Source organism: Pedobacter sp. MR2016-19, from assembly GCF_014947265.1.
Lineage (GTDB): Bacteria > Bacteroidota > Bacteroidia > Sphingobacteriales > Sphingobacteriaceae > Pedobacter.
In genome coordinates this window covers 275,310-300,466 of the sequence record NZ_JADCNK010000003.1, presented here as the reverse complement: position 1 = coordinate 300,466, position 25,157 = coordinate 275,310, and the positions used below count along the sequence as shown (strand labels likewise).

At 44.4% G+C, this 25,157-nt stretch carries 12 protein-coding genes; 7 read left to right on the top strand and 5 right to left on the bottom strand.

What is annotated here, in order from left to right; all coding sequences use genetic code 11:
* Positions 1-10: 10 nt before the first annotated feature.
* Positions 11-3,565, bottom strand: coding sequence for a SusC/RagA family TonB-linked outer membrane protein (locus tag IM793_RS06020; RefSeq protein WP_227256148.1), 3,555 nt, complete (start codon positions 3,563-3,565; stop codon positions 11-13).
* Between the two features lie 188 nt (positions 3,566-3,753).
* Complete coding sequence (locus IM793_RS06015) at positions 3,754-4,935, bottom strand: FecR family protein (protein WP_193420187.1); 1,182 nt, start codon at positions 4,933-4,935, stop codon at positions 3,754-3,756.
* 153 nt (positions 4,936-5,088) lie between these two features.
* On the opposite strand from IM793_RS06015, the gene IM793_RS06010 reads away from it, so the two are divergent.
* On the top strand, positions 5,089-5,679 hold the full coding sequence (locus tag IM793_RS06010) for an RNA polymerase sigma factor (RefSeq protein WP_193420186.1): 591 nt from the start codon (positions 5,089-5,091) through the stop codon (positions 5,677-5,679).
* Positions 5,680-5,689: 10 nt separating this feature from the next.
* On the opposite strand, the gene IM793_RS06005 is transcribed toward IM793_RS06010, so the two are convergent.
* Positions 5,690-7,561 carry a hypothetical protein gene (locus IM793_RS06005; RefSeq protein WP_193420185.1) on the bottom strand — a complete coding sequence of 624 codons (1,872 nt, stop codon included), beginning with the start codon at positions 7,559-7,561 and terminating at the stop codon, positions 5,690-5,692.
* 768 nt (positions 7,562-8,329) lie between these two features.
* On the opposite strand from IM793_RS06005, the gene IM793_RS06000 reads away from it, so the two are divergent.
* From IM793_RS06000 to IM793_RS05975, 6 genes are all read left to right on the top strand, one after another.
* On the top strand, positions 8,330-9,217 hold the full coding sequence (locus IM793_RS06000; protein WP_193420184.1) for a hypothetical protein: 888 nt from the start codon (positions 8,330-8,332) through the stop codon (positions 9,215-9,217).
* Between the two features lie 147 nt (positions 9,218-9,364).
* Complete coding sequence (locus IM793_RS05995) at positions 9,365-11,329, top strand: hypothetical protein (RefSeq protein WP_193420183.1); 1,965 nt, start codon at positions 9,365-9,367, stop codon at positions 11,327-11,329.
* Positions 11,330-11,356: 27 nt separating this feature from the next.
* A complete protein-coding gene (locus tag IM793_RS05990; protein WP_193420182.1) occupies positions 11,357-12,181 on the top strand; it encodes a phytanoyl-CoA dioxygenase family protein in 825 nt (274 codons plus the stop codon).
* 82 nt (positions 12,182-12,263) lie between these two features.
* Positions 12,264-20,390: an RHS repeat domain-containing protein gene (locus IM793_RS05985; RefSeq protein ID WP_193420181.1), complete on the top strand. Its 8,127-nt coding sequence runs from the start codon at positions 12,264-12,266 to the stop codon at positions 20,388-20,390.
* 88 nt (positions 20,391-20,478) lie between these two features.
* A complete protein-coding gene (locus tag IM793_RS05980; RefSeq protein ID WP_193420180.1) occupies positions 20,479-21,051 on the top strand; it encodes a TIGR02466 family protein in 573 nt (190 codons plus the stop codon).
* Between the two features lie 71 nt (positions 21,052-21,122).
* On the top strand, positions 21,123-22,997 hold the full coding sequence (locus IM793_RS05975; RefSeq protein WP_193420179.1) for an FAD-binding protein: 1,875 nt from the start codon (positions 21,123-21,125) through the stop codon (positions 22,995-22,997).
* 115 nt (positions 22,998-23,112) lie between these two features.
* Here IM793_RS05975 and IM793_RS05970 read toward each other — a convergent pair whose 3' ends face one another.
* Together IM793_RS05970 and IM793_RS05965 are read right to left on the bottom strand one after the other, a co-directional pair.
* Positions 23,113-23,862 (bottom strand): cyclopropane-fatty-acyl-phospholipid synthase family protein, encoded by a 750-nt coding sequence (locus IM793_RS05970; protein WP_193420178.1) that lies wholly within the window; start codon positions 23,860-23,862, stop codon positions 23,113-23,115.
* Positions 23,852-25,042: a cytochrome P450 gene (locus tag IM793_RS05965; RefSeq protein ID WP_193420177.1), complete on the bottom strand. Its 1,191-nt coding sequence runs from the start codon at positions 25,040-25,042 to the stop codon at positions 23,852-23,854. The genes IM793_RS05970 and IM793_RS05965 overlap by 11 nt, the downstream gene beginning before the upstream one ends.
* Between the last annotated feature and the right edge of the window lie 115 nt (positions 25,043-25,157).

Here is a 25,157-nt window from a genome sequence, read left to right as displayed (position 1 = left end):
TGATTTAAGATTAAAAACTCACGTTAATATTTAGCGTATAAGCCCTTGTGCGTGGCTGCGCACCCGTTGCTACCTCGGCATCACGTCCTCTAAAACCCTTACTATTGACAGAAAAGATGTTGGACGCACTTGCACCGGCGTTAATTGTTCTGCAACCTATTGCTTTAGCCAATTGATCTGGTAAAGAATAATTAACGGAAAGATTGTTCATACGCAACGTTGAGGCACTCACCACCCTGTCACTGCTATAATTATACATCTCGTAAAGGGAAACATAACGTTGGTTACCTGAACTGTTTACATCTGAACTCGGTAATGAGATGATCGGTACCCGGCTATCTGGCAAGCCAGGTAATAAAGCACCGGTACTGCCCGGAACCCACCTGTTCAATAATTCTGCCGACAGATTCTCATACTCGGTAGGCAGCGTAGCAGAAAGCGGATATGCCGGAGACAGGAATTTCTTTCCTCCCAATTGCAGGTATACAGAAGTATTCAGGGTTAACTTTTTGTAACGGAAATTCAGTCCCATACTCCCGGTAAAATCCGGATCCAGCTTCCCCATATACTTCATATATGCAGTCGGGTCAGCAGATGGATCTGTTCCTTCAGCCACATTCAGACCAATAATAGGATAGCCATTACTTTGGTTAATTCCCTGAAAATCAAAAACCCAGAAGGCAGAGACAGGGTACCCCGCTTTCGTCAATGTGCCTCCGGCAGCGGTTTGCCAGCTCACATTCTGAATACCCGTCTTAGTTACTTTATTATAGTTCTTCGCTGAACTTAAGGACATAGAAAAAGTGAAATTCTTCGTGCGGACAGGTACGAAGCTCGTAGAAATCTCCCATCCATTGTTTCTCATTGATCCGCCATTTACCGGCATAGATGGGATTCCATATTCGGCAGGTACGTCTAATAAGGAAATCAAATCCTTCCCTCGTTTGTCGTAATAATCAAATGAAGCCTGAATTTTTCCGTCAAAAAGGCTCATATCAACGCCTGCATTGATACTGGAGTTTTTTTCCCACCTCAGATCTGCATAGGGCAAGGAACTGATGGCCAGAATTTCCTCACCAGTTAACTCATCTACAGACGCTGTTTGTCTTCCACTCGGTATTTTGAGTATCAATTCCGGACTTACACTCGTGAGGATGTTCCGCTGGTAACCATAAGAAAGCCTGAAACTGATTTCAGACATCCAATAACTTTTTTCAAACCATTTTTCCCTGGCCATATTCCAGCGGAGGCCCCCAGCCCAAACCGGATTGAAACGCTCATTACTGAATTGACCGAACCGGTTGGACGCATCTGTACGAACGCTAAAACTAGCCACATACTTGTTATCATAAGAATAGCTTCCGGTAAGGTACAAGCCCATGGTATTTGTCGTCCTATCAATGATATTGCGTCTTTGATTCTCCGTTAACAATACGTTTGGAGTAGGAAATTGCGAACCGTAGGTTAGGGGTATTGGGGCGAAAGTATTGCCCCGGCCTTTCATATAACCATAATTAGTAGAAGAGAAACCCACATACTTCGTACTATTCAGATCCTGACCAAACATGGCAGAAATGGCATGCTTATTATTTAGTAAAGTATTGTACGAGATACTATTCCTCCAGCTCCAGTTCTCATTCCTATTGTTGTCTTCATTATATTCTCCACCCAGAGGCAATTTAGCATTCAGGTAAGCAGCAGAATTCGGCTTCGCCGTTCCATATTCGAAAAACCTGAAATTCCGGGTAATGTATTCCGTTTGGTCAGTAGCGTACGAAGTACCCGTAGTACTGCTTGTATTGTAACTGAAAATCGTCTGGAACCTCAGTCCTTTCAGGATATCGTAATTGGCATCAATACTCGTGTTTGCACTAAGTACTTTGCTGATCAAACCCGTCTGGTCGCGCTCATTAATCATATTGTACAAATAGCTACTCTTTGGATTTTGATAAAAGAACGGACTTCCATCCTGATTGTAGGCAGGAATTACCCTACTCGCAGTTGAAGCATATCCATAAGGATTCACCAGGTAAAAACCATTCGTGGTCTTTTGAGACCCTGAAAGCCTTGCCGAGATACTTAGTTTAGGACCGACTTTGAAGCTCACACTCATATTACCAGTATATCCTTTACCATCATTTCCTATGGCAGTTCCGTTAGTAGCATTATAGCCAAAGGAGGCATAATACCTTGTATCTGTATTGCCACCTGATACACTTAAGGCATGATTGGTGCTTAGTGGTTTCCTAAACAAAAGGTCGAACCAATCGGTGTTCTGGGTTTCCATAGCATGCACCCTGGAATTAAACGCTTCATAACTAATACTTTTGTTCAGGTATTGTGACATTGCACCGGCATAACCTATTTCTGAGTTCACATAAGCCCCTGTGAGTCCACGGTTGAAGATTTCTCTTGAAACATCGACCCTTTGACTGGAATTCATAAGTTCTAAGGTTTGATAATCTACGCGGTCAGCTACATTTAAGCCGAATGAATAGCTGATGGTAGCTGGCGCATTTTGTCCTTTCTTGGTCGTGATTACGATTACTCCATTTGCTGCACGTACGCCATAAATAGCCGTTGCAGCCGCATCTTTTAATACCGTAATGTCTTCAATATCGCTCGGGTTTAACCAGGAAATCGAATTTCCAACAAAGTCGCGGATGTAATCGAAATTATCCCTGGTAATTGTACCAACGCTATTCAGCACATCGGCTTTGAAGGGTAGCGGGTCTTCCTGTATCACGCCGTCAACTACCCATACCGGCTCCTGCGTACCCAAAAGCGTAGAAGTACCGCGAACCCTGGTTTTCTGGCGTGCTCCGATCAATCCGCTTGTATTGGTAACAACGACACCGGGAAGCTTGCCTTGAAGCGCCTGTTCTATAGTGGTAAAACCATTCAGGTACAAATCTTTTGCATTTATTGAACTTGATGCCCCGGTCATGCTATTTTTCTTTAAGATCTGGTAACCGGTATTAACTACCACCTCCTGCAACTCCACAGTTTTCTCTTTCATCACAACCTTGACGTTGGTTTTTCCGTTCAATTTCAACTCAAAGGTTTCCTTGGTAAGATAACTGAATATGAGCGTTGCATTTTCATCCAGGTTGGGCAGGATAAAACTTCCGACCCGGTTGGTGCTGGTGGCCTTATCGGTACCCTTCACCCGGACCGTCACACCGGGCAGGACATTTCCGTAAGTGTCGGTTACCTGACCTGTCACTGTTATGGTATTGAAAAAAGCGGCGATCTTGTCTATTGCAGATCTCTCTTTTTCCTTCACAATGATGGTCTTTTCATTCAGGGTATATTCAAAAGGCTGGTCTGCAAAACAGAGTTTTAGCGTTTGGTCTATGGAGGCATTGCTCACGCGAATGTTCACCGGATTTGCCTTTTTCATCAGTTTAATATCGAATACGAAATCGTAGCCACTCTGCTTTCGTATCTCTATAAATACACGTTCGAGAGGAACGTTATTTTGGTTCAGTGTAATCCGTTGGGCGTAGGTAGCTGCGCTAACCTGCATAATGGCAGTGATTAATAATACGGTGGTTATTCGCATAATCAGCAGAAATTTATGTATCCAACCGGAATGCATACCGGTTCGTGTGGTATAAAATTTATACATTTGTTTGTGGTTTGTTCAGTTGATATGTTCAGAAATTTGTTGGCAAAGGCAGACCATAATAATTAAGCCAGAGGTGTTAGCGCACTTCTGGCCTTTTCAATTAAGGCCTGTGAAAGAAGTAGTTATCTCATCACAGTCACCCTCCTCCCTTCCACTTTAAAATGGACCTTACCTGTTAATTCCATTACTTTTAAAACTGCGACAAGGCTTTTATCGCGTGATACCAAACCGCCAAGGGTCAGGTCGCTGGGTGCGGTTTCATCAAAAACAATTTCCACATCATACCAGCGCGCAATCTTTCTCATGGTCGACTGAAAGTCTTCAGCTTTCAAATTTATTTCAGCACGCTGCCAATCGGTAGCAGCCATAACATCTACTTCCGCCAGTTTCAGCTTCCCCTGGTCCAGCTGAGATTGCTGACCAGGTTTTAACACGGCATTGCTGCCTTCGGAACTGCTAACTTCAACTGACCCCTGTAGCAAGGTGGTCTTTACCGACTGTTCATCGGGATAAGCTTTGAGGTTAAAATGCGTACCCAATACACGCAACAATTGCTTGCCGCTCTGCACATAAAAAGGCTGCCCATTACGATGGGATACCTCAAAGTAACCTTCGCCGGTCAAAGTCACCCGCCGTTCAGCAACACCAGTAAAACTAGCCGGAAAGCGAAGTGATGAAGCCGCATTCAAATAAACATGCGTACCATCGGCAAGGATGACCTCGTATTTGCCACCTTTAGGTGTAGTAATGGTGTTATAGCCATTACCTGAAGCACCTTTAGCGAGTTCATAACGCAATTGACCTTTTGCAGTCTTGCTGATGCGAAATCCTGGCGCCGGGGTGATCGTACCTACCATCGAATCTGTTAATGCAATTCGTTTACCATCGGCCAGGATTAAGTAGGCTTTATCGCCTCCAGCCGGGATATCATTTTTATAGGTTGAAGTATAAGTACCGAAAAAATTCAGGCGCTCATTGCCGTAATACAACAGTAGCGACAGGAACAGTAAGGCCGCAGCCGACCAATACCGCATGCTGGTGGTAAACAAAGATCTGCGCTTTGCTATTGGATTGATTACATTTACCTGCATCGATTCATCTAACTTCGAAAGGATGGCCTGTACCTGAGGAAGAGCGACATAACGTTCATCATCTATTTCAAGTTCAGTTCTGATCATTTGAACCAATTCCGCATTTGGCTCATCATCCTCAAAATGATGCAACAATTCCTGCAACTCCTGCGGGTTACAGGCATTGTCAAGGTATTTTTGATAAAGTTTGGTGATATGGTTAAAATTTTTCAAGATCTCTTTTTAACCAATACGTCTGAAAAGGAAAAAGTACTTAGTCTGAAATGAAAAAAAATCAATAATTAATTTTTAATCCCTATAATTGAAGAACCATTATCCTCTAAGGCGATTATTAAGACGTCATAATGATAAAAAAAGGCAACGAAAATGACAAACAATGAGCTTACAGAGGGAGATCTCAGTCTTTTATTAAAGAAAGGAGACAAAAATGCCTTTGCTCAGCTTTATGAACGCTACAAAAAGCCACTCACTGCTAATTTATTCAAATTACTCAAATCAGAAGCACTCACTTTAGATCTACTTCAGGATCTTTTCCTGAAAATATGGGAAAACCGTGAAAAAATTGATCCGGAAAAATCATTTCGGGCCTATCTCTTCCGTATCGCCGAGCACATGGTCTACGATTATTACCGTAAAGCAGCCCGGGATACCAAAATGCAGCTCAATATCATCCAAACCAGCACAGAACTCTATTCTTATATTGAAGAAGATTTGCTGATTAAAGAAAATTCTGACTTGCTCAGGGCAGCTGTGGCAATGATGCCACCACAGCGCCGACAAGTATTCACTTTATGCAAACTGGAAGGTAAATCCTACAAAGAAGTAGAGCAGATTATGGGCATTGGTCCAAAAACGATAAACAGTCACTTATTCCAGGCCAGCAAGTTCTTAAAGGAGCATTTCAGTAAAGATTCAGGACTTGCAGTTGCAATAATAGTGGCTAGCCTGCTCATCTAGCCACTTATCATTATTTTGCTTTTGCTTTTTCCTCTTTTTGATGTTCATCATAGGTTAGTTTCACTTCAAATTTATAATCAGCCAGGTGATCTCCTTTTTTTGTATAACATTCTATTAAATACGGTTTTCCATAATAATAGTCTACATTGATTTCCCGTCCCGGATTGTCATCTCTTTTAAAACTCACCGAGGTGATTTTTTTTAGATACTTTCCAGCTGCATTCTTAGCAAACACAAAGATCTTATCTTTCACAATCGCTTCGTTTACCATCACTTTGTTTCCGGAAACAGTGATGCCCGCAGGAAGTTTATTAACCGGATAACTTGACCTGGTGATATCTGCAAGATTAACCCGGATCAATCCCTTTAAATATTTCGCTTTGGCAGGCAAACGGGCAGGATCATAATTTACGCTGGAACTGCCAAAGTCAACTATTGGGTTGGTGCCATTAAACTCGCCATTATTGTAGTCGATAGAGTCTTTAGGAACAGCTATCTGTTTTCCGTCCTTCTCCTCAAAAAAGGCGGCCTCTTTAACCCCATCATACCGGAACATATTATCAATAAAAAGGGAGCTGATCATCTCCGGATATTCAAAACTTACCTGCCATTTTTCTTTATCACCTGTTGATGAGGAAGATGTTATGGAAGTTTGATCAATCTTGATTTTACCAGGGAGTTCACCAGCAGACAACTCCATTTTAGCACTTAAAAGCTTGCTCACTGCAGGGTCGTAAGCTGTGGCAAAAATAGGAATATCAAATACTTCCTGGTAAGGTGCGGTGCTGTTGTAAGCTCTTTCCTCTGCCTTAAATGAATAGACCGGCAACGAAAAGTTCTTTTTCCGAATGGTAGCTTTTGAATAATCCATCACATAAACTACCACATCATCTACCGTGCCTTTAAAGTAAGCGGAATAGTACGACATATTTTTGTGCTTTTCATCATACTTATGTTGCTCTTTGTCCAGATCCTTTTCTAAATTCGTTACCCTTTCAGGATTTTCTACAACCTCATTTAAAAGTTTTTTGTAAAAATCAAACATTTCGCCTGAACCGCTGGAAGATCCGCTTTGGTGCAAAAACTTTTTCGTTTCGTCAGTTGCCAAAATGGTTACTAAATCCATTTTCTCGGTATCTACCGCAGGGTCTGTTTTATTAGGATTTTCAACCTCTATACTTACCGCATGCCCTTTAACTTTTGCTAGTTTCACTTTAATGCCATTCTGTTCTTTGGTGTCACCTGTTTCATTGCTTGCGAAAGTAAACTTTAAGACGGCTTTAGGGACTTGTGCTTCAACAGAACCGTTTAGGAAAGCTGGTTTTGCTGAATAGGATTTTTCATCGGGATAAAGGATGTCGAATCCTTCCTCGTTATTCCAATTGGTTCTTACCACTTGTCTGTTGATGAGGGAGTCATTTTCATCCTCAATAATGTCTGTGCTGGAATTGTCATTAAATTTCACACTTTTCCAGGATGCCTTTTGGGCAAATGGAAGCGCGTAGGGATAATGAAGTTTGAGTTCAATCTTATCGCCACGAGATTCGTCCTTTTCTACTACTATGCCATCTAAATAATTATTTGCCAGGTCGCTTGTAGATCCATAATCGTTTAGAATGACGAATGGATTTTCGTCATATACCGTATCCTTTGGCGGACGTTCGTTCTCAAGGTCAATCTCCTGGAGCCAGAAAAGCATTCCTCCAAATTTTTTGGCTTGTTGTCTAAGACTATCGTTTTTAATTGCCGCTACTTTCTTTTCAAAAGCAAGCTTTTCTTTTTTGAGATCTTCCAGCTTTTCGTCAACTGACTTTGTACAGGAAATGAAAATTGTTGATGTGAGGGAGATGGTTAGAAGCATAAACAGGACATTTTTGATCATATCAGGAAGATTATTAATTCAGCTGTCACCCTGCAAATCCCCGGCCACAATGACATTTCTATGATTAATATGCTAAGAATTGTCGTTCAATAACAGAAAATCAACTTTTGAACAGATATATAAAGGCCCGAAGAATAGTGAGTGTTTACAGCTGCTTTACCTCACGCGATCGTCATGCTGAACCGATAGCTATCGGATTTATTTTATTAGCAGTTTTCATTATTTTAAAGATCTAATAACTACTACGTGGTCAGCATCTTTCCTGCTATTAAGCCCCTGAAATGAATTACCATCGGTGAAATTGCTTAAGGCTCGGTTTACTTCGTAGCTTTCCGCTACGCTACAGGTCAGGTTGACGACACTAATACTAAAATACCTAAAGAATAGCGCTAATGATTAATCGAGTTCAAGTTATATAATCCTTACCATTAACAGGTTAGCAAGAGCTAACGCCCGAAGGAAAGAGAATATAGTTTAACAAAATCTACCCACAAAAGGTTGATGGAAAGAAAAATCGATAATTATTTTTCATAGAAATACTGCCCAGGATTCGTTTAATGGGCTGTTTTCACTAATTATCATCGAAATCGTCAGCCTTAATTAAAAAAAAACAATTAAATATTAGGAAATTAAAATATAAATACATTAATTTTATACAACCAAATAATTCTAGGAATACAATTCGTATATACATTAATATTACTTTTTTTTCAAATATTATCTTACAATTCTTTTCTACTAAATTTTTAACCCTCTAAAAAACCTTCTATGTCAACCTCATCAAATTCTACACCAGTAGACGTGACAGTAAGTCCGTCAAATCCGCTGTACATCACGGATACTAACAATCAGTTCGGAACAGTAACCGTTTTACCTGGCGGACAAATTTTTGTCCAGACAACAGGTAAAATTTCTATTGCTGCCCTAATCAAATCAACTGCTAACGCTGCGAAAGTATTAGCCGCACAACAAGCCACCGGAGATATCAACATTCTTGGTGCGCCAGGTAAGGCAGGCACAAATGGCCAGGCAGGTGGAAACGGCCAGAATGGCGTTGCTGGTCAGAACGCAAGTTGCAACTGGGCTTCCGGATGTAATGACGGTTCCAATGGTACCAGTGGTGCCATTGCTGGTAATGGTGGTAATGCCAGTAGTGGCGGCAACGGCGGCGATTCTCCCGCTACTACCATGTACATTGGCAAAGTTACCGGTACTTTCTCTGTTGTAGGCGGAGGCGGCAATGGTGGCGATGGCGGTATCGGCGGTAATGGCGGTAACGGTGGTAATGGTGGTAAAGGTGGCAACGGCGACAGTTCAGGAGCTTATTCCCGTAATGGCTATAGCGGCGGTAACGGTGGCAACGGCGGAGCGGGAGGCAGCGGAGCCAATGGTGGCAATGGTGGCAATGGTAATGTGATCAATATCACTTACGGAAGTCTGGATGCTGGCTCTCAGCTTATTGGCCATCCTATAGCTGGTCTTCCTGGTAATGGAGGCAGCGGCGGTGTTGGCGGTACAGGCGGCACAGCGGGTGCTGGCGGCTCATCAGGTGGCGCAAACGGAACACCAGGAAATACTGGTTCAAATGGCACATCCGGTTCAACAGGCAGCAATACGGGTCAGACTCCACAGATCAATATTCAACCAGGTAGTTAATGCATAATTTACGATTGTAACATTCTTCGATTGCAATCGCAATTTAAACTATTCAAGCCCCGCGGCTGATGTTCAAATCAACCGTGGGGTTTATAAGCTCCTAAACCAAAATCTAATTTATCCTGTCCGCTCAACCTTAATACTGATATGATTCGTAGTGTACGCCTCGGCCAAAAAGTTCAACGGCTTATTTCGCTTGCTGAGCGGCTCCAACCTACGGCTAACTCTTTAACAGATAGCTGTTACCAGCTTCTTGATTCTGATTCTTGTTCTGAAGATTTTATTACCGGCGCTTCATGCCTGAACAACGACGGTTCACCATTGCAGCTTTGTCTTACAACTTCCGCCAAGGGAACATCACTCCGCGTTATTGGCGATCCAGGCGCATTTCATACTGCCACTGAATCACGTTATCATTCATCTATCAAAACACTTCGGCATGCTATTGACAGCAGCGGAAGCAGTGACCTGAAAGCAGTTGCTGAAAAGACGATTGAAATGCTGTTACCAAAAAACAAGGATGACCGCAACATTTACAAACAAGGATTTGTATGGATTGGCACGAGCCCGCAACAGGCTGGAATTGCTTTCTACCTGGAAATGGCACCCCTTAGCCAAGAAAAAGGATGGAATACGGTAACCAACTGGCTTAAAGCAATTTTACCTTCGGCCAATGATGCAATAACCATAATAAATAAATTAAAGGAACACTGTATTGTTGCAAGTGCGGGATTGGAAGGGAGCACGCTTGAAAATTCAAGGGCGAAGATCTACTTCCGGATGCGCGAGACTACAGACTTTCAGCATTTAGGAATCGAACTGTTTTCATCTCAGGAAATGAAAGATTTCCTGGCCATTGCAACAGAAAAATATAAAACAGATTTGAATGGGTTGGTGATGAGTATTGGCTTTAATCTCCAAACCGGAGCGCATGCCGATGTAAAAGCAGACTTGTGTGGCCATTGCCTCAGATATACTTCTCAAGAATGGTCCTCGATTATTAGCCAATTAACAACGCGATTTTCACTTACGCCTGTAGATACCGGCATGATGCTCAACTGTCAGGAATACCAGATAGCTTTCATTGGGTTTGGACTAACCACGGATCAAAAACCAAGGCTCAATCTATACCTTAAGCATGATGTACAAAACGGCATGCCGGAATCAGATGAAATATGGGGAGCGCTCAAAGATTCGATGCGGTACCTCCTATCGGTTCAAAACGAAAATGGCAGCTGGGACGATTATCACTTGCCTGTAGGTACATCAGACCAATGGGTTACTGCATACGCAGCACAGGCGTTGGCGCAGTATGGCAAAAAAAGCGGCAATAACGAAGCTATTGATGCGGCAACCAAAGCTGCCAGCTGGCTGACAGAACAACGAAGTTATCATTCAGGATGGGGATTCAATAACAGAACAGGACCTGATGCAGACTCAACCGCAATGGCTGTTGCATTATTCGATGAACTTGGCATGCCTGTTGATGCAGCTGATCGTTTATTTTTCAGGGAACACTGGCGGGAAGATGATTGTATTGCCACCTATACCGAACCTGATGCATGGGCAAAAGGTCATTGGGATGTTACTCCCTGGGGTTATCACGGCATGTCGACAGAAGACAGGACCACATTTCTTGATCCGTTTCAAAAGGCTTTACACACCCACCGGATGGACAACGGCTTTTGGCGCTCTTACTGGTGGCGAAATCCCTATTACAGCACATTTATTACACTGGAAGTACTGGACCGTTTGGGCCTACAGGAACCGCTGGATACTTATGAATATGATACATCCTCCATCCAGATCGACAATGCTTTTGATCTTGCCTGTTATATCGGCATTGAATGCATCAGAGGTTATGCTGATGAAAAAATAGGTGCACATCTCCGGGCCTTACTCAACTGGCAGGCGGGGAATGGGCAGTGGTATGGTTCGGCAAATCTCCGTGTGACAGATAACTTCTGTTACGAGCCCTGGAACAACCCTTCGGGAAAATACTACGAAGACAAAAAATCCATCATTACGACTGCAACTATCATGCGGGTACTTTCAAAAATTATTTCCTCAAAAGCACCACACAACAGCGATATTATGTATAACTGGATGTGATTTCCATTTTTTTTAATTCAACAAATTATGGCACAAAACGTATTCGCTGACCAAAAATATGATGCAACTTTCCAGGAGCAGGGATATTTGGTTATGGACCTTCTTAGCACAAAAGATATAGCAGAATTAAAGTCAGTTTTTACAGCTGTGGAGGCGCAACATACGTTCGATATTGTCGCTTCGGTGGTACTTCAGGATATTGAAATGCGGCGTTTCATCCATCAAAACATCTTACCGGTTTTTGAACGGAGCCTGCTACCTGCACTAAATGAATATAAATTTGTTTTAGGGAGTTTCGTGGCCAAGCGCGCAGACTCAGAATATGGTAAGTTCCCGCTGCATCAGGACCCCACTTTTGTAGAAGAAGAAAACCACATTGGGCTTAGTATCTGGTGCCCGCTCGTTGACGTGGATAAAACCAATGGCTGCCTTGGCATTTTGCCTGGAAGCCATCGCTTAAAAAATCTTTACCGTCCACCTACCATGCTGCCTTATCCCGAATGGGTAGACACTATTGAAGCCGGACACATGCATTATATTCCTATGAAGGCTGGACAAGTGTTATTCATGAATACGAGAGCAATACATGGTTCACCGCCCAATTTAAGCACGGCTATGAGACCCGTTGCTGCAGGTGTAGCCATACCAGCCCATTTACCACTGCTTTGCTGCCATGTAGATGAAGAGGCAGAACCTGCACAAACAAGTGTATTCCATGTTCCTGATGACTTCTATCTGAGGCATATAATGACTACCCTTCCTAAAGAAGGAACCTGTTTTAAAACCCTTCCAAGACAAATAGAACAACTTTCCCCAGAAAAGATAGAGAAACAGTTTACTGTTTTGAATTAAAATACTAAGCCTACATTTTTTAGCCAAATAACGCATCTCCAACTTCAATCACTAAAAGTTCTCAAATAAAACCCATCCTGTTATGTCTACTAAACCATCAAATAATGGCAGCGGTGCTGCGCAATCTGAAGTACCTGCATTACACTCTTTTGAGTTTGATAAAACGGCAATAGGCAACATTAAGAGTAGTGTCAACAAATTTCGTGGCTGTGTATCTATGCCATTGGACCTGATGACTTTACCGGGGCTCGAAGGCCTTGATGTAAAGCTATCTGTTCTTTATTCCAGCAATATAAAAAACAATTTAAATACCTGGAATACAGAGGCTCCTACAAGCATTCTTGGGTTGGGCTGGCAAATGCCTATTGAAATGATTACAGTAGACAAAGGAGGAAGTGCATCGGTAACGTCTGACACCTACTACCTGATTTCCGGGGGTAGCGCCAACCCAATGGTAAAAACCGGGGAAACCGTAAGCGGCAACTGGATATTTCAACTGCGGAATTTCCAGTTTTGGTCAGTACAGTATAATCCTGCACTAAAGGTTTGGATCATCATAAAAGAAGACGGGTTCACCTACACTTATGGCGAGGGAAACGATACTGCTTCCAATGCAACCCAATGGGGTATAAGCTGGGGAAACTGGATCGGTTCCAGTAATGTGGGTGCAACGCAGGTGCGCTATCCCACATCCTGGAATCTCGCATCCATTGTAACCCCAATGGGCAGTTCAGTTAACTATCAATACATCAATGTAGCACAGAAATTAATTTCCTCCGGACTTGCGTATACCCAGGCATCTTACCTTGGAAAGGTAATTGACAGTTATGGCCGGGTCATTACCTTGAATTATGGAAAGAAATTTGGTATCCTTAATCCCGGCAGTGCAAGTGATGGCACTCCGATCATTGAATACCAGCCACTGCACACCCAAATAGCGCCCCCCTCTCCCAACGCCTATCAGGACAGGTATGAAACCTATTTTTTAGATGCTGTTGACGTGGCAGATGCAGATGGTAACCCACTCTCGGGTATGAAGTTCACCTACGAATTCATGAATAATGCTGCACCATCAGACAGCAATTATTCGTTGATGTACAAACGGTGTCTCCAGTCGGTGTTTCAGTACACCCATAACGGCGAAACGCTTCCGGCAATGAATTTTGAATATTTCCCAACAAATTCGTCCAGCATCAACCCTGGCGCCCTAAGTGCAGTTATATATCCCGAAGGCGGCAAAGCGTCCTTTCAATACAAGGCACAAACTATAACATCTGCTAATTCATCAAAAAAAGTACAGCTACAAAATCCGATCACCGGCAGTATTCCCCGGGTTTGGTTTGGTTCCAATTACGTTGTATTCACTTACCAGAGCAGCAACCAGGTACAGGTAAAAATACAGTCGTGGAACGGACAGTGGGTTAACCAAACCGTCAGCATTAGCAAGACAGTAGCAACCGGTAGCCTGATGGTACAAACAACAGAGAATTTCTTCGCGCTTTCCCTCCGCAATAGTTCCACCGGCAATGATGAATTGTACCTGTTCCGTAACGATGACGCAGGACAGGACTTAAAATTCGGAAACTGGGTGATGTACAATAACCAGCCTTTCGTGCTTACCGTAAAGGCCAATTCAAAAGCTCAGTCCGTTTTTGTTGCAGGAGACAGTTTTGTAATGGCTTATAACACCGATTATACCACCAACCGGGTACAAGGATTCTCGTATAACTGGCAGGATGGAATGTGGAACGGGAACGGATCTCCGCTGTTGCCAAATTCTTCTGATTGTGTACTGGCTGCCATTACCGCAGCTCAGAATTTTTATGCCGTGTCCTGTTATCTCCCGGGTTCCCGGCAACTGAAAAATTATCTGTTTTACCGCGCTTTAGATGGCACATGGAAAGCCGGCAGCACGTGGACTTTAAACAATATCGATGTAGTAGTGGATCAGCCAACCAATATGGCCTACCTCGCCGTAAGCCCTACGCCAAGCTCATTGGTACTTACATTTGCTACAACTACTACCAATACGGCTATTAATTATAGCCTTAGATTATTTAACTGGGATGAGAATTTCTTTGTCCTGAACACCTCATCACCAGGCGCTGTTGATTTGTCTTCTCCAATAGTAAGCGGAAATCTACTCTATAAAATATTCCAGACATCCATTGTTGGATCCACCGTAAATAATAATCTCGCACTGTTGCGGGATGCCGGCGGCGATCAGCGTTATGGCTCAGTTTGGAATCAGAAAAGCTTTTCGTCTCCCGGCGCTACAATTGGTCTGAACATGGCCACTGGTGAGGATATATCCATGCTTTCTCCTGCCAGTGGTTCTGCAGCAAATCAATGGGCAGCGTTCAATCCCAATGTCGGCTCCTGGTCTGTATTATCAAATGCACCCTCCGGAAATAACCCGAGTATTTCGGGGAATTATATGACGGTTGGAAAAACCATTTATTTCCGCGGCACAGACGGCACATGGCGGGCATTGCCAACACAACTCGGCAGTTTCAATTATCCCCAAAGTCTCCAAAACCGGGGCCCGAGATTTATTAGCTACCAGGATGCCGGCGACAACACCGCTTCCACTTACGTCGCAGCCTTAAAAAACGGGACTACCCAAGTGCCGCAGAAGCTTAATAATGTAAAATCATACGTACCCAATGGCACCGCCGGAACAATGTTGGTTGCCGGCCGCTTCCTGGTTACTTACCCTTCGTCTGCCGCTTCTTTCGATGCGAGCCCGACAATGGATTTATGGAACCTGGATGAAGTTAATTTCAACCAGTCGGTGACGGATACACCTGTGGCATACCTTGTGATTGAGGATCAGTACGACACCACACAAAGTTTTACACAATCCTACTATTATGCTAACTCCCCCGAATCGCAGATTGTCTACAATGCCTTAATGGGCGTGGCGCAGTATCCACAGGTAATTGTGGTTCCCGGCGTTAAAGAGAAAGCTGCCTTGCCAACATCCACACCAGAAGGAAGCAGTCAGTTTTACTATTCCAACGGACTGGCTCAGCAATCGACGCTTTATCCTTCCGGTGGGCTCCAGAATTTTCAGAATATTCTTAATGGAATTCAACTGGGCCAAAAAGATTTTGCAAACGACGGCAGCCTCGTATCGTCGCAGCTGAATTACTGGACGGTCTATTCAAAAGATATATCGGGTAAATATCTTTTAGGCGGATATGCACGTTGCGAAAAGACGGCCAATATGAAAGATGGCATCGTACAATGGTCAACAGGCACTTATGACAAAACAACTGGCGTATTATTATCTCAGGAGAAATCTTATTATGATGCAGACGGTGTCCAGAAAAATCTCCGCGTAGAAACCTTATACGCTTACCAGGTTCCGGCATATGCTGCTTCGTTCAACAAGCTGCATATGTTCTCTACAGTGGCCATGACAACGCAAAGTGTAGCGCCGGCAGATAATAGTTCCAGGAATTATGTGAAGAGCCAGGCCACCATTTTCCGTAACTGGGCGAACAATACAGTGAATACCGATTGTACCGGTACCGGTTTGTGCAGGCTGGCTGCTTATCAAATTTTTGACTGGACGACGCCGGGCACTGTGGCACCACAATTTCCATCCGACACTCCGACAGCTGCTTGGCAATTAAAGACTAAAATCATTTCCAGATCGGGTACCGGCAACCTCATAACAGAGCAGGCAGATGGCAATGGACTTGTTTCGTCATTTATTTACGATAAAAACCAGCAGTCATTAGTTGCCAAATTTCCAAATGGAAGTTTATCGGGCAATGAAGTGAGCTATTATGGTTTTGAAACTTACGAAACGCCAGTTGGCTGGGTAATCGGATCTGGTGGAACTATTGTTCCTAATAGCCAAAATACCGCGGTGGATGCCCATACAGGCACTAACAGCCTAAGCATTGCAGCAGGCAGCCACGGCGCAGCAGGCGTGCAAGGCTCATTTACCCCGATCCGTCAGGATCAGCAATATATATTTTCTGCCTGGGTTAAAAAACCTTCAACATTTAACAATAGCGCCGGTAATGCCTCCTGGCAACTATCGGTTGCCGGCGGAACCCCTTCTGTTCTCAACTTCCCTGATACCGTTGGTCAGTGGGTATACGTATCTCAATTAATTGATCTTCCCAACCCTGAGGGCACTGCGCAGATTACAATAACATGTGAAAATGCGAACACCTCCTGCAACGTGCTTATAGATAATCTGCGGTTCACACCATTGGCATGTATCCTCGAGGCTTACAGCTATAATGACACTTTAGAACAGCCTACAGCCGTACTTGGCGCTAATGGTGAAACAAGCCGTAAAGTATTGGACAGTTTCCAGCAGGAAATTTTATCCACCAATGCGGCAGACAGGACTTCGAAAATTCAAAATGGTTACTTGTCCCGTAGTGGAAACCTGGGGGCATTTGCGCCCACAAACCCTAATTCTTCACTTACTATTACCGGGACCAATGGCGGTGCGCTCACCGAATTTACACGTGGCTCAGAGTGGTCATCTGTATGGCAGCAAGGAGCCGGCAACTGGAGTGTAACGGGTACCGTCCTTACGCAGCAATCTGCTGGCACAGCAGGCTCGCTCACTTATGCCGACGGTAATTTGAACTCAGATTATACATTGGATGTTGAATTCAATCTGCTCGAAACGCCTGCTGCGCCATTGGGAATCCAACTGGGATCAGCACTTACCATTCTTTGGAATCCGCAATTAACTTCCTGGCAATTGCTGGATTCGACCGGAGCAAACGTGTTGCCTGCTGTAGATGCACGTGCATTTAACCTTCCCCAGAATCCGTTTGCAGCCCAGCTTGATGCAGGTACCTTGTCCGCCGCTCTTTGCAGTGCATTTAATAATGCCGGCTTCCTGCTTCCTGCAACATCTACCATCAGCACAGGCGCTGCCACGGGCAAAGGCTGGACGATTACCAGTCCAGACAACGCTTATCGCTATGCGCTGAAACTGGATGGGGCTAACATAGCAGTGTATACCATGAACAGGCAGTGGACATTACTTGCCGGCCAGTCAACCGCTGTTTTCTGGGCAGATGGAAAAATGATCTTCAGCTATACCGCATCTGCTAATTTTTCTGGTGTACCCACCATTTTCTTTGGCAACAAGGTAGCCATTTCACAAATTGCTACAGCAGTAACACCAATGGCTGCCATCTCATTCGACGATGCAAATGGCATGAATATCCAGGCGCAGCAATATGCCGGCTCACAAATGGTGGTTGGTCAGCTGGTATCCGACAATCTGGGCAGAATGGCAGTAAGAACAAAACAAGCATACATTTCTCCTCAACAAAACCCGATGTTTAGCTACTGCAGTGATTTTGCCGCCATGAACTGGACTGCGGGAACCATGACAGGTCTGGTGAGCACGGCCTACCCTGCTGATCATGGTTATCCATTTGCAAGGCAAACATTTGAAACATCGCCACTTGCCCGGGTAGTACAGGAAAGTGTGCCTGGCGAAGATTTCAGGGTAAATGGTGGCAAATGCACCTATACGGGTTATAGTGCTGTAGCCGGCCAGCCGGGAGTTATGGTTTATTCGAAAAAAACAACAACGAATCCCAATGGCAACGTCTTTTACGAGGTAAGCACATTGCTGGATCAGGTGATCCAAAATGTGTCTGCCAACGGCACCGAAATCAGAAATGAAACCGGCTTTGATGATGCCGGCAACCCAACAATCGTCCGCTCTCCAAACTATTTCAACCCGCCTGCCAATTCTGTGCAGAACGATTGGGTAACACTACAGACTTTTGATTATTTAAACCAGCTGCTCACACTGAAGCAAGGGACGAATGCACCAGCTACATTTATCTATGACCAGGCTGGGAATATTCGCTTCAAACAGGATCCGCAGGGGGCAGCAGACGGAAACTTCATTTATATAAAATATGATCTCCTCTCACGCCCGGTTGAAACCGGCTATATCGCGGGGACCTGGAACCAGCAGCAGTTGCAGCAATATGCCGATACTAACCCACTCTGGCCACAGAATACGCCTACGTGGAGACAAAAGAACGTGTATGATGGAGGTGGTACCGGTTCAAATGCAATCGGCAGGATTTCTTCCATGCAAGCCAATAATGGTACTACCGGAACCGCAGATGTAACAGAAAGCCTCACTTACGATATTTTTGGCAATGCAATTTCCGATACCCTGGCCGTGAATTCTTTTGATAGCGGTAACGACCGGGTTGTTAATTACGAATACAATGATTTTGGCACCATTACCCAAATTCAATATCCGAATGAAACCTATGACTACTCTATATTTTATCAGCTAAATTCATTGAACCAGATTACCGGCATTACAGACGAGATATCATCCCAGATACCGGGCCAATCGGGAACCAGTACGATCGGAAATTTTAGCTATGATGCAGCGGGTACACCATTGAAAAATCATCTGGTGCTCACAAATGCAACTATTAAACAGACCTATGGTTTCAATGCACCAAATTGGTTGCTGAACATCAACAATCAGAACCAGGCCGGCTCAAGCCTTTTCCAGGAAAACCTTACTTATACATCAGGAGGCTATGGCGGCGCAGCATATTTTGATGGCACCATTGCCTCTTCTGCAGCCCAGGTTAGTGGCCAGGCCAATGACGAGTTACAGTATGCCTACGACTCCATTGGCCAGCTACAGAACGCGAAAGCCCCTACAAACCCACCAGCCGGCCCGGGAGCGGCACCGGATGTGAATTATGATCCAAACGGTAATATACAGAACTTTTCTGGCAGCAGTATCTCGTGTGCCTACGCCTATAACCAGGGTAGCCAACAGGTAAACACCATTAGTGACATCAATAGCGCACAGGTGGTCGCACAGTTTGGCTATAACCACAACGGGAACGCCATTTCCATGAACACAGCTGATTCAAAGATCAGCAAACCATTTGCCCTGGGCTTTACTTACGACCCTGCTTCTATGCTGGCTGTAAATATTACAGATACCACACCAGGTGGTGCCACGCTGAATTTTACTTACGGCTGCCGTAACGAACGATTGCTAAAAACCGTTACGGGAGGATCTACGCCTGCCGGTACAAAATTATACGTCCGGGGTACGAGCGCAATGCCGCTACAGGAGATCTTTATCAGTGCAGATGGAAAAACAAGGTCCTCTGTGAACTATGTCTATGGTCCGGGTGGACTTATCGCTATGCGAAAGTTTGACGGTGCTACTCTTGATCTGTATCATATCCTAAAAGATCATCTTGGGTCTGCGCGGGCGGTTATCGATCTCACTGGAAATGTGGTTGCCTCATACGAATACCTCACATTTGGCGCTTTGTCGAATGTCAATGAGCCGAGTTCCGGGTTCCTGCCTTACCTGTACACCGGTCAGGAATTTGATTCGGAAATAGGATTGTACAACTACAGGGCCCGTTTCTACAGTGCTGCCATCGGAAGGTTTATCGCAACCGACCCTGGTCGCCAGTATTTCAGCCCTTATATCTACGCATCCAACAATCCGGTGTTGTTTATTGATCCAACCGGCATGTTCTCTATCGGTAGTTTCTTCAGTGCCATCGGAGGAATATTTATAGGTGCTGTAGAAATCCTGATCGGTGTTGTTATCGACGTGGTGGCTGCAGTTATCGATGTACTTACCGTTGGATTGGGCACACCCGTGTCAATTGGAATGGCGGCACTTTCCGGCGTTTTCTACGGAGCCGGTGTGAGTTCGATTACTTATTCGGCTTTTCACTTCGATGATTTTAGCTGGAAAGATTATGGTATCCAGATGGGCATTGGTGCGCTTACCGGCGCATTAAGCGGAGGTTTTGGAGCTGGTTTGAGTATGGCAGCAAAATCAGCCCAGGTAGCACTTACAGAATTTACGGCTACAGCGCGCGCTGTTTCAGGAGTACTAGAAGTTTTCGGTCAGACTGGAACAGCCACAGCTTTAAAAGCAGGAGCATGGGTTACCGAGAAAGGCGCAGCGCTTGCAGGCTTGGCTGTAAACGGGCCTGTAGCATCCGGATGGGGAGCTTTGGCCAAGGGAATTGGAACAGGGATCATCAAGAGCGAGGCAATTGGAATTTCCATCAATACGGGCAAGAACCTGGCACTTGGCAATAACTGGGATGCTGGTCTTAGCCAGGTTGTATTTAGCTCGGCGCTCAGCGGATCAATTGGAGGATTACAGGTTTCAAACCGGATCAGATATTGAGCACATTATTGAAAGCTGCCTTTGAAGATTTAACAGGTGGCATGACGCTATTTTTTATCAATGAACCAATAATTTAATCGGCTGGTATATGCCTGTAGAATATTTCTTTCCAAAAGCATTTTATTATAAGGATGACCTCATTAGTAACGAAGCGAACGAGCGGCTGGTCGAAGCCGCTCATTCGCTAAGGCGGGAGTTTCCATTGTCTACAAGGTCCAACCTGTACACTACATACGGATCTGTCCCAGACATTTTTGCGCGCAGCGAATTTGATGTTTTGCACCATGCACTGATTAATGAGATCAGCCAATATCTTGATATCCTGGAAACCCGGCCGGGCAACAAGTACGCCATCTCTGATTCATGGGTCAGTATTTCCTCCCCTGGAAATTATGAACGTATGCACACACATGACGGATCTTACATCAGTGGTGTTTATTACATCAGGACGGCCCCGGGTTGTGGTGATCTTTCATTTGAAGAGCTATCTGACAATTTATGGGCATCAGCCCGTACAAAGCCCGAAAACTTCAATACGGTAAGGTATGTACCGAAGGATCGGCGTCTTATTTTGTTTAACAGCAAAGTTCCGCATTCAGTAGGCCAGAATCTTTCATCAAGCGAGCGCATTGCGCTAAGTTTCAACATTATCATCGTATAGCCATTTCACAAAAATATCTTATTAAGCAATAAGGTGTTTGTAAACATTAAAAACACGCAAAAACAACTGTTATGTCACTACAAAAAATCGGAATGATCACCCTGGAAAACTCGGGGGCATTCGTTGCAAGAATCCAGATCAGGTACCAGATTGGAAGCGACCCCAAAAAATTATCCATCCAAACCGGCGATATCACCGGGCTTACTTCAAAAACGGTAGATCCTGCGCAGTTAGGGGTACCGGATGGCGCCACAGTGCAGCTGTATGTATACGTAATGTGGGGCAAGGATATCGAAGCGCCGCAAATATTTCAGTACCAGAAAGGCAATAGCCTGAATGTAAGGTACAATGTAAGCAGCGTCGCCTGGGATCCGGTTCTTGTATTACTTCCTTGGCATAACTGGAGCAGGAATATTGTATACAATGCTCCTGCAAATTCGGAGACTTATTATTACCCAAAAAACCGTACCGATTTGCAGGCCATTGTGCAGAGTGCTTCTACTCAAGGTGTCCAGGTGCGCGTTTCCGGCCAGCGGCACTCGCAGCCACCGCTTGTTACAGACGACAACCGAAACGGTAATACTTCCAATAAAGTAAGCTGGCTGATCGACATGTCCTGCTATGCCGATCTTGGTCCGGCAGGCAGCCAGCATATCATGATGGACCCATCTGGCCAGAAGGTGACGCTAAACACTGGTGTCCGCGAAGATGAACTTGATGCATTTCTTACATCAAATAACAAAATGCTGATTACTGCCACTGCCGGAGGTTTTTTCAGTCTGGGAGGGATGACAGCTGTAGATGTACATGGCGCTACCATAGCCGCCCCCATCTTTTCGGAAACAACTTCAGCTTTTACCATTATGGCCGCGGATGGTAGTGTGACCACTATCGATTCAGATACCCCGGCGATTAACGGCTGGCAGCCCATACAATTCGCCAGAGTTTCTATGGGCGCATTGGGTATTGTTACATCAGTTACAGTAGATGTGATGGATCGCCCATGGGCCACTACCATAAAACCTGAAAGGGAAACATTCGTAGTCAGCGATCAGAATTCGTTTGTTACAAAATTCAAGGCACTGGTAGCGCAGCATACACGCATGGAGACTTTTTACAACCCCTACTCCAGCAAGTATCTGTCTTTAAGGTGGGATGTAGATTCGAATCCTGTTACAAAAACGCCAAACATTTCATCTACAGTTCCCAATGCCTGTGAAATGGCCAAAAGTGATGAGTATGGCGCACCGCTGGAAGGTATAGCCGAACCTTTTGGACAGGCTGCTGGGTTATTGGCTCAGGCTTCCGGAAGTACATTTGCGGCATCAGTAGTGATGGATCTCGCCTATGGTGAAATAGAAAAACTCTTTGACGCTGCGGCAGCAAAATACTCCGACCTTTGGCTCAGTAAAGCAGCAAGGGTAATGTTTATGTCTTATTTTGTGGAATTGCCGGATCTCAGTGATGCAGGCATGCAATTGGTGTGGAAAGGCCTGAATGTAGTGACGGACCATTTGAAAAAATCAAAGGATTTCCTGGTCGTTGCACCTATGGAGTTCCGGTTTATAAAAGGAGGGAATGCAGCATTGGCAGGAACTTATACCGACAATCCAAATTCGACGTTTGTGAACCTTGATCTTATAGCCTTTATTGAACCTACAGTAGCGTCTGCCTATCCCACTCCAATGTTACAGTTTTTTGCCGGTATTGAACGTGAATGGGTAGCGATGGGCGGTATCACACATAATGGAAAGATGTTTGGATTTTATGATCCGGCTGCGGGCGCGGGGTCTTACTCTCCCCCATTCAACGCTGGCTTTCTGAAGGCGCTCGCAAAGCGCAGAAACCAACAAAATGACCGGGTAAACGCATTCGAAAGCTTTAGGGCCAAACAGGACCCCAACAATCTCTTCCTGAACGACTATGTACGGGCTATGCTTAGATAACCCAGGCAGCCAGACATTCTTAAATAGTTTGGTATCCCGGTTGATGAATGCGTGGCCGGAATATCAAACTATTGGTCTTTTAATTGTACCTATAAACGACCATCATTTTTTATGATTATTGTTTCTTCAAACTCGTTAGCAGGTAGGCAATAACCGAGTTTTCAAGCCCATTGGCGAGATCTGTCAGCTGCATTGAAGTACGGAGATAATTGCAAAATCCCTTTATGGAAAAATGCTTGATATCAATGCATTGGAGTAGCTGAAAGCCGGTGTCGGTGCATAGTTTCGTATAATTATTTATATCAGTAATCAGGTTTGCAGCCGGCACAGACCAGTTTCCAACCCAATCGGTATTGTTCAACAACATGTCCGAAAAAATAAGCTGACCGCCTGGACGAAGTTTTCGGTAGGCGCAATCAAGAAAATCTTTTCGGGTATCAAAATGAAATGCAGCTTCAACACTGACGATTAAATCAAAATATTCGTCCGGGAATTCCATTCGTGTAGCATCCATCACCCGGAAATCAATACCAGCATGAACTTCCTGTGCAAACGAAATCTGCTTTTCAGAAATATTGATACCAACAACGTGCGCGTTGCCAAATCGTTGGGCAATGACACCAGAGCCCGTTCCCAGTCCGCATCCCGCATCCAATATCCTAATGGGATCCGGCTGCATTGCTACCTGATCGAGATGTTTTATGACGAGCGCCTCGCATGCAGCTTCCAGGGTTGCAGGATTGTTGGTCCAATCGCCTACATTATAAAAACCTGAATTGCCATACATGGCTTTCATGGCTTCAGACAGGATCATGTGATCGTACCTCTCAATAAAACCACCCGCAGTGGCCAATTCATTTTCCATGATTCCAGTTTATATCCAATAAAATAGAAGACGGTCCTCTTTGAACGCTGAAATGACTCCAGCTTATATGATCAGCAACAGGAGCGTAATTGCTCACATGCGCAAAAAAACGATGCAAGCCAATACCGCCCTGAATTTGTGCAAGTCTTGCGCCTATACACCTGAAAGCACCCGCGCCAAAACCAAGGTGGTTTGGCCTTCTCGCTAATATTAATTGATCCGGGTTGTCGAATTTTGCAGGATCCCTGTTTGCCGCACCTATACTAATGAGCAATTGGCTACCGGCAGAAATAGTAGTGCCGTGAAGATTTATCGGTTCCTGAGTAATGAGCAAAACGGATTGCAGCGGAGAATCATAACGGATCAACTCATCCACGCTAGCGATCGCAAACGGAAGGCTTTCGCGAAGCATTAACTGGTCTTCAGTTCTGTCTTGTAATGCCACCAAAGCATTTCCCATAAAATTCATCATATTCTGATGGCCGGCATAAAAAAGCAATACCATTAGTGAAATTACAAAAGAATCATTCTGGTTATCAGCTGGCACAACGGCGAGGATAGCACTACACAAATCATTACCAGGTGTTTGCCGTTTCAACCCAATCAGCCTTCGCAGCGTATCGATGAATATTTTTTTTTGTTCGTCCTCACCATTTGCCCATGATTTTTCATCAATAAAACTCAGGTATCCCCCTTGTAAGCGACTCACTATTTTGGAAAATGCATCCACCTCTTCTTGCGGCACCCCCATAACCCGGCAAATCGTTCCGAATGTAAATGGGTGGGCATAATCATTCATAAATTCCATACGGGAGGAAAAACGAAGCCCATCTAAAATTTCATCTGCCTGTCGCTTCATGTCATCTTCATCAACCTGGAGCGTTCTGGCAGCAAGCTGGTGCATGATCTGCTTGCGAAATGCGGGTGTACTACCAGGTGCCAGCGCATGTAATGTTTGCGCAATGGCTTTTTCAACCGGACTCAAATACTGAAAAGTTCTGCTGTCCTGCCCCCAATGCGAACAACGGGGATCGCTTAATAACATCATTGAATCCTCATAGCCTGTGATCATCCACATACCTTCTGGCGTCCTATAAACGGGTTTTTCCTGTTGAACCCATTTATACCATGGGTAAGGATTAGTAATTGAATATTGAGGTTCGTCTGCGTTTATTATCATGTTATCGGTAATGAATAACCGGATGGCTTAAATTTAGAAAATCAGATATAATGTGGATAGCAGAAAAACAATAAGAAAGCATCCATTCTCTTCGTAAATATAAGTAAATTTAATT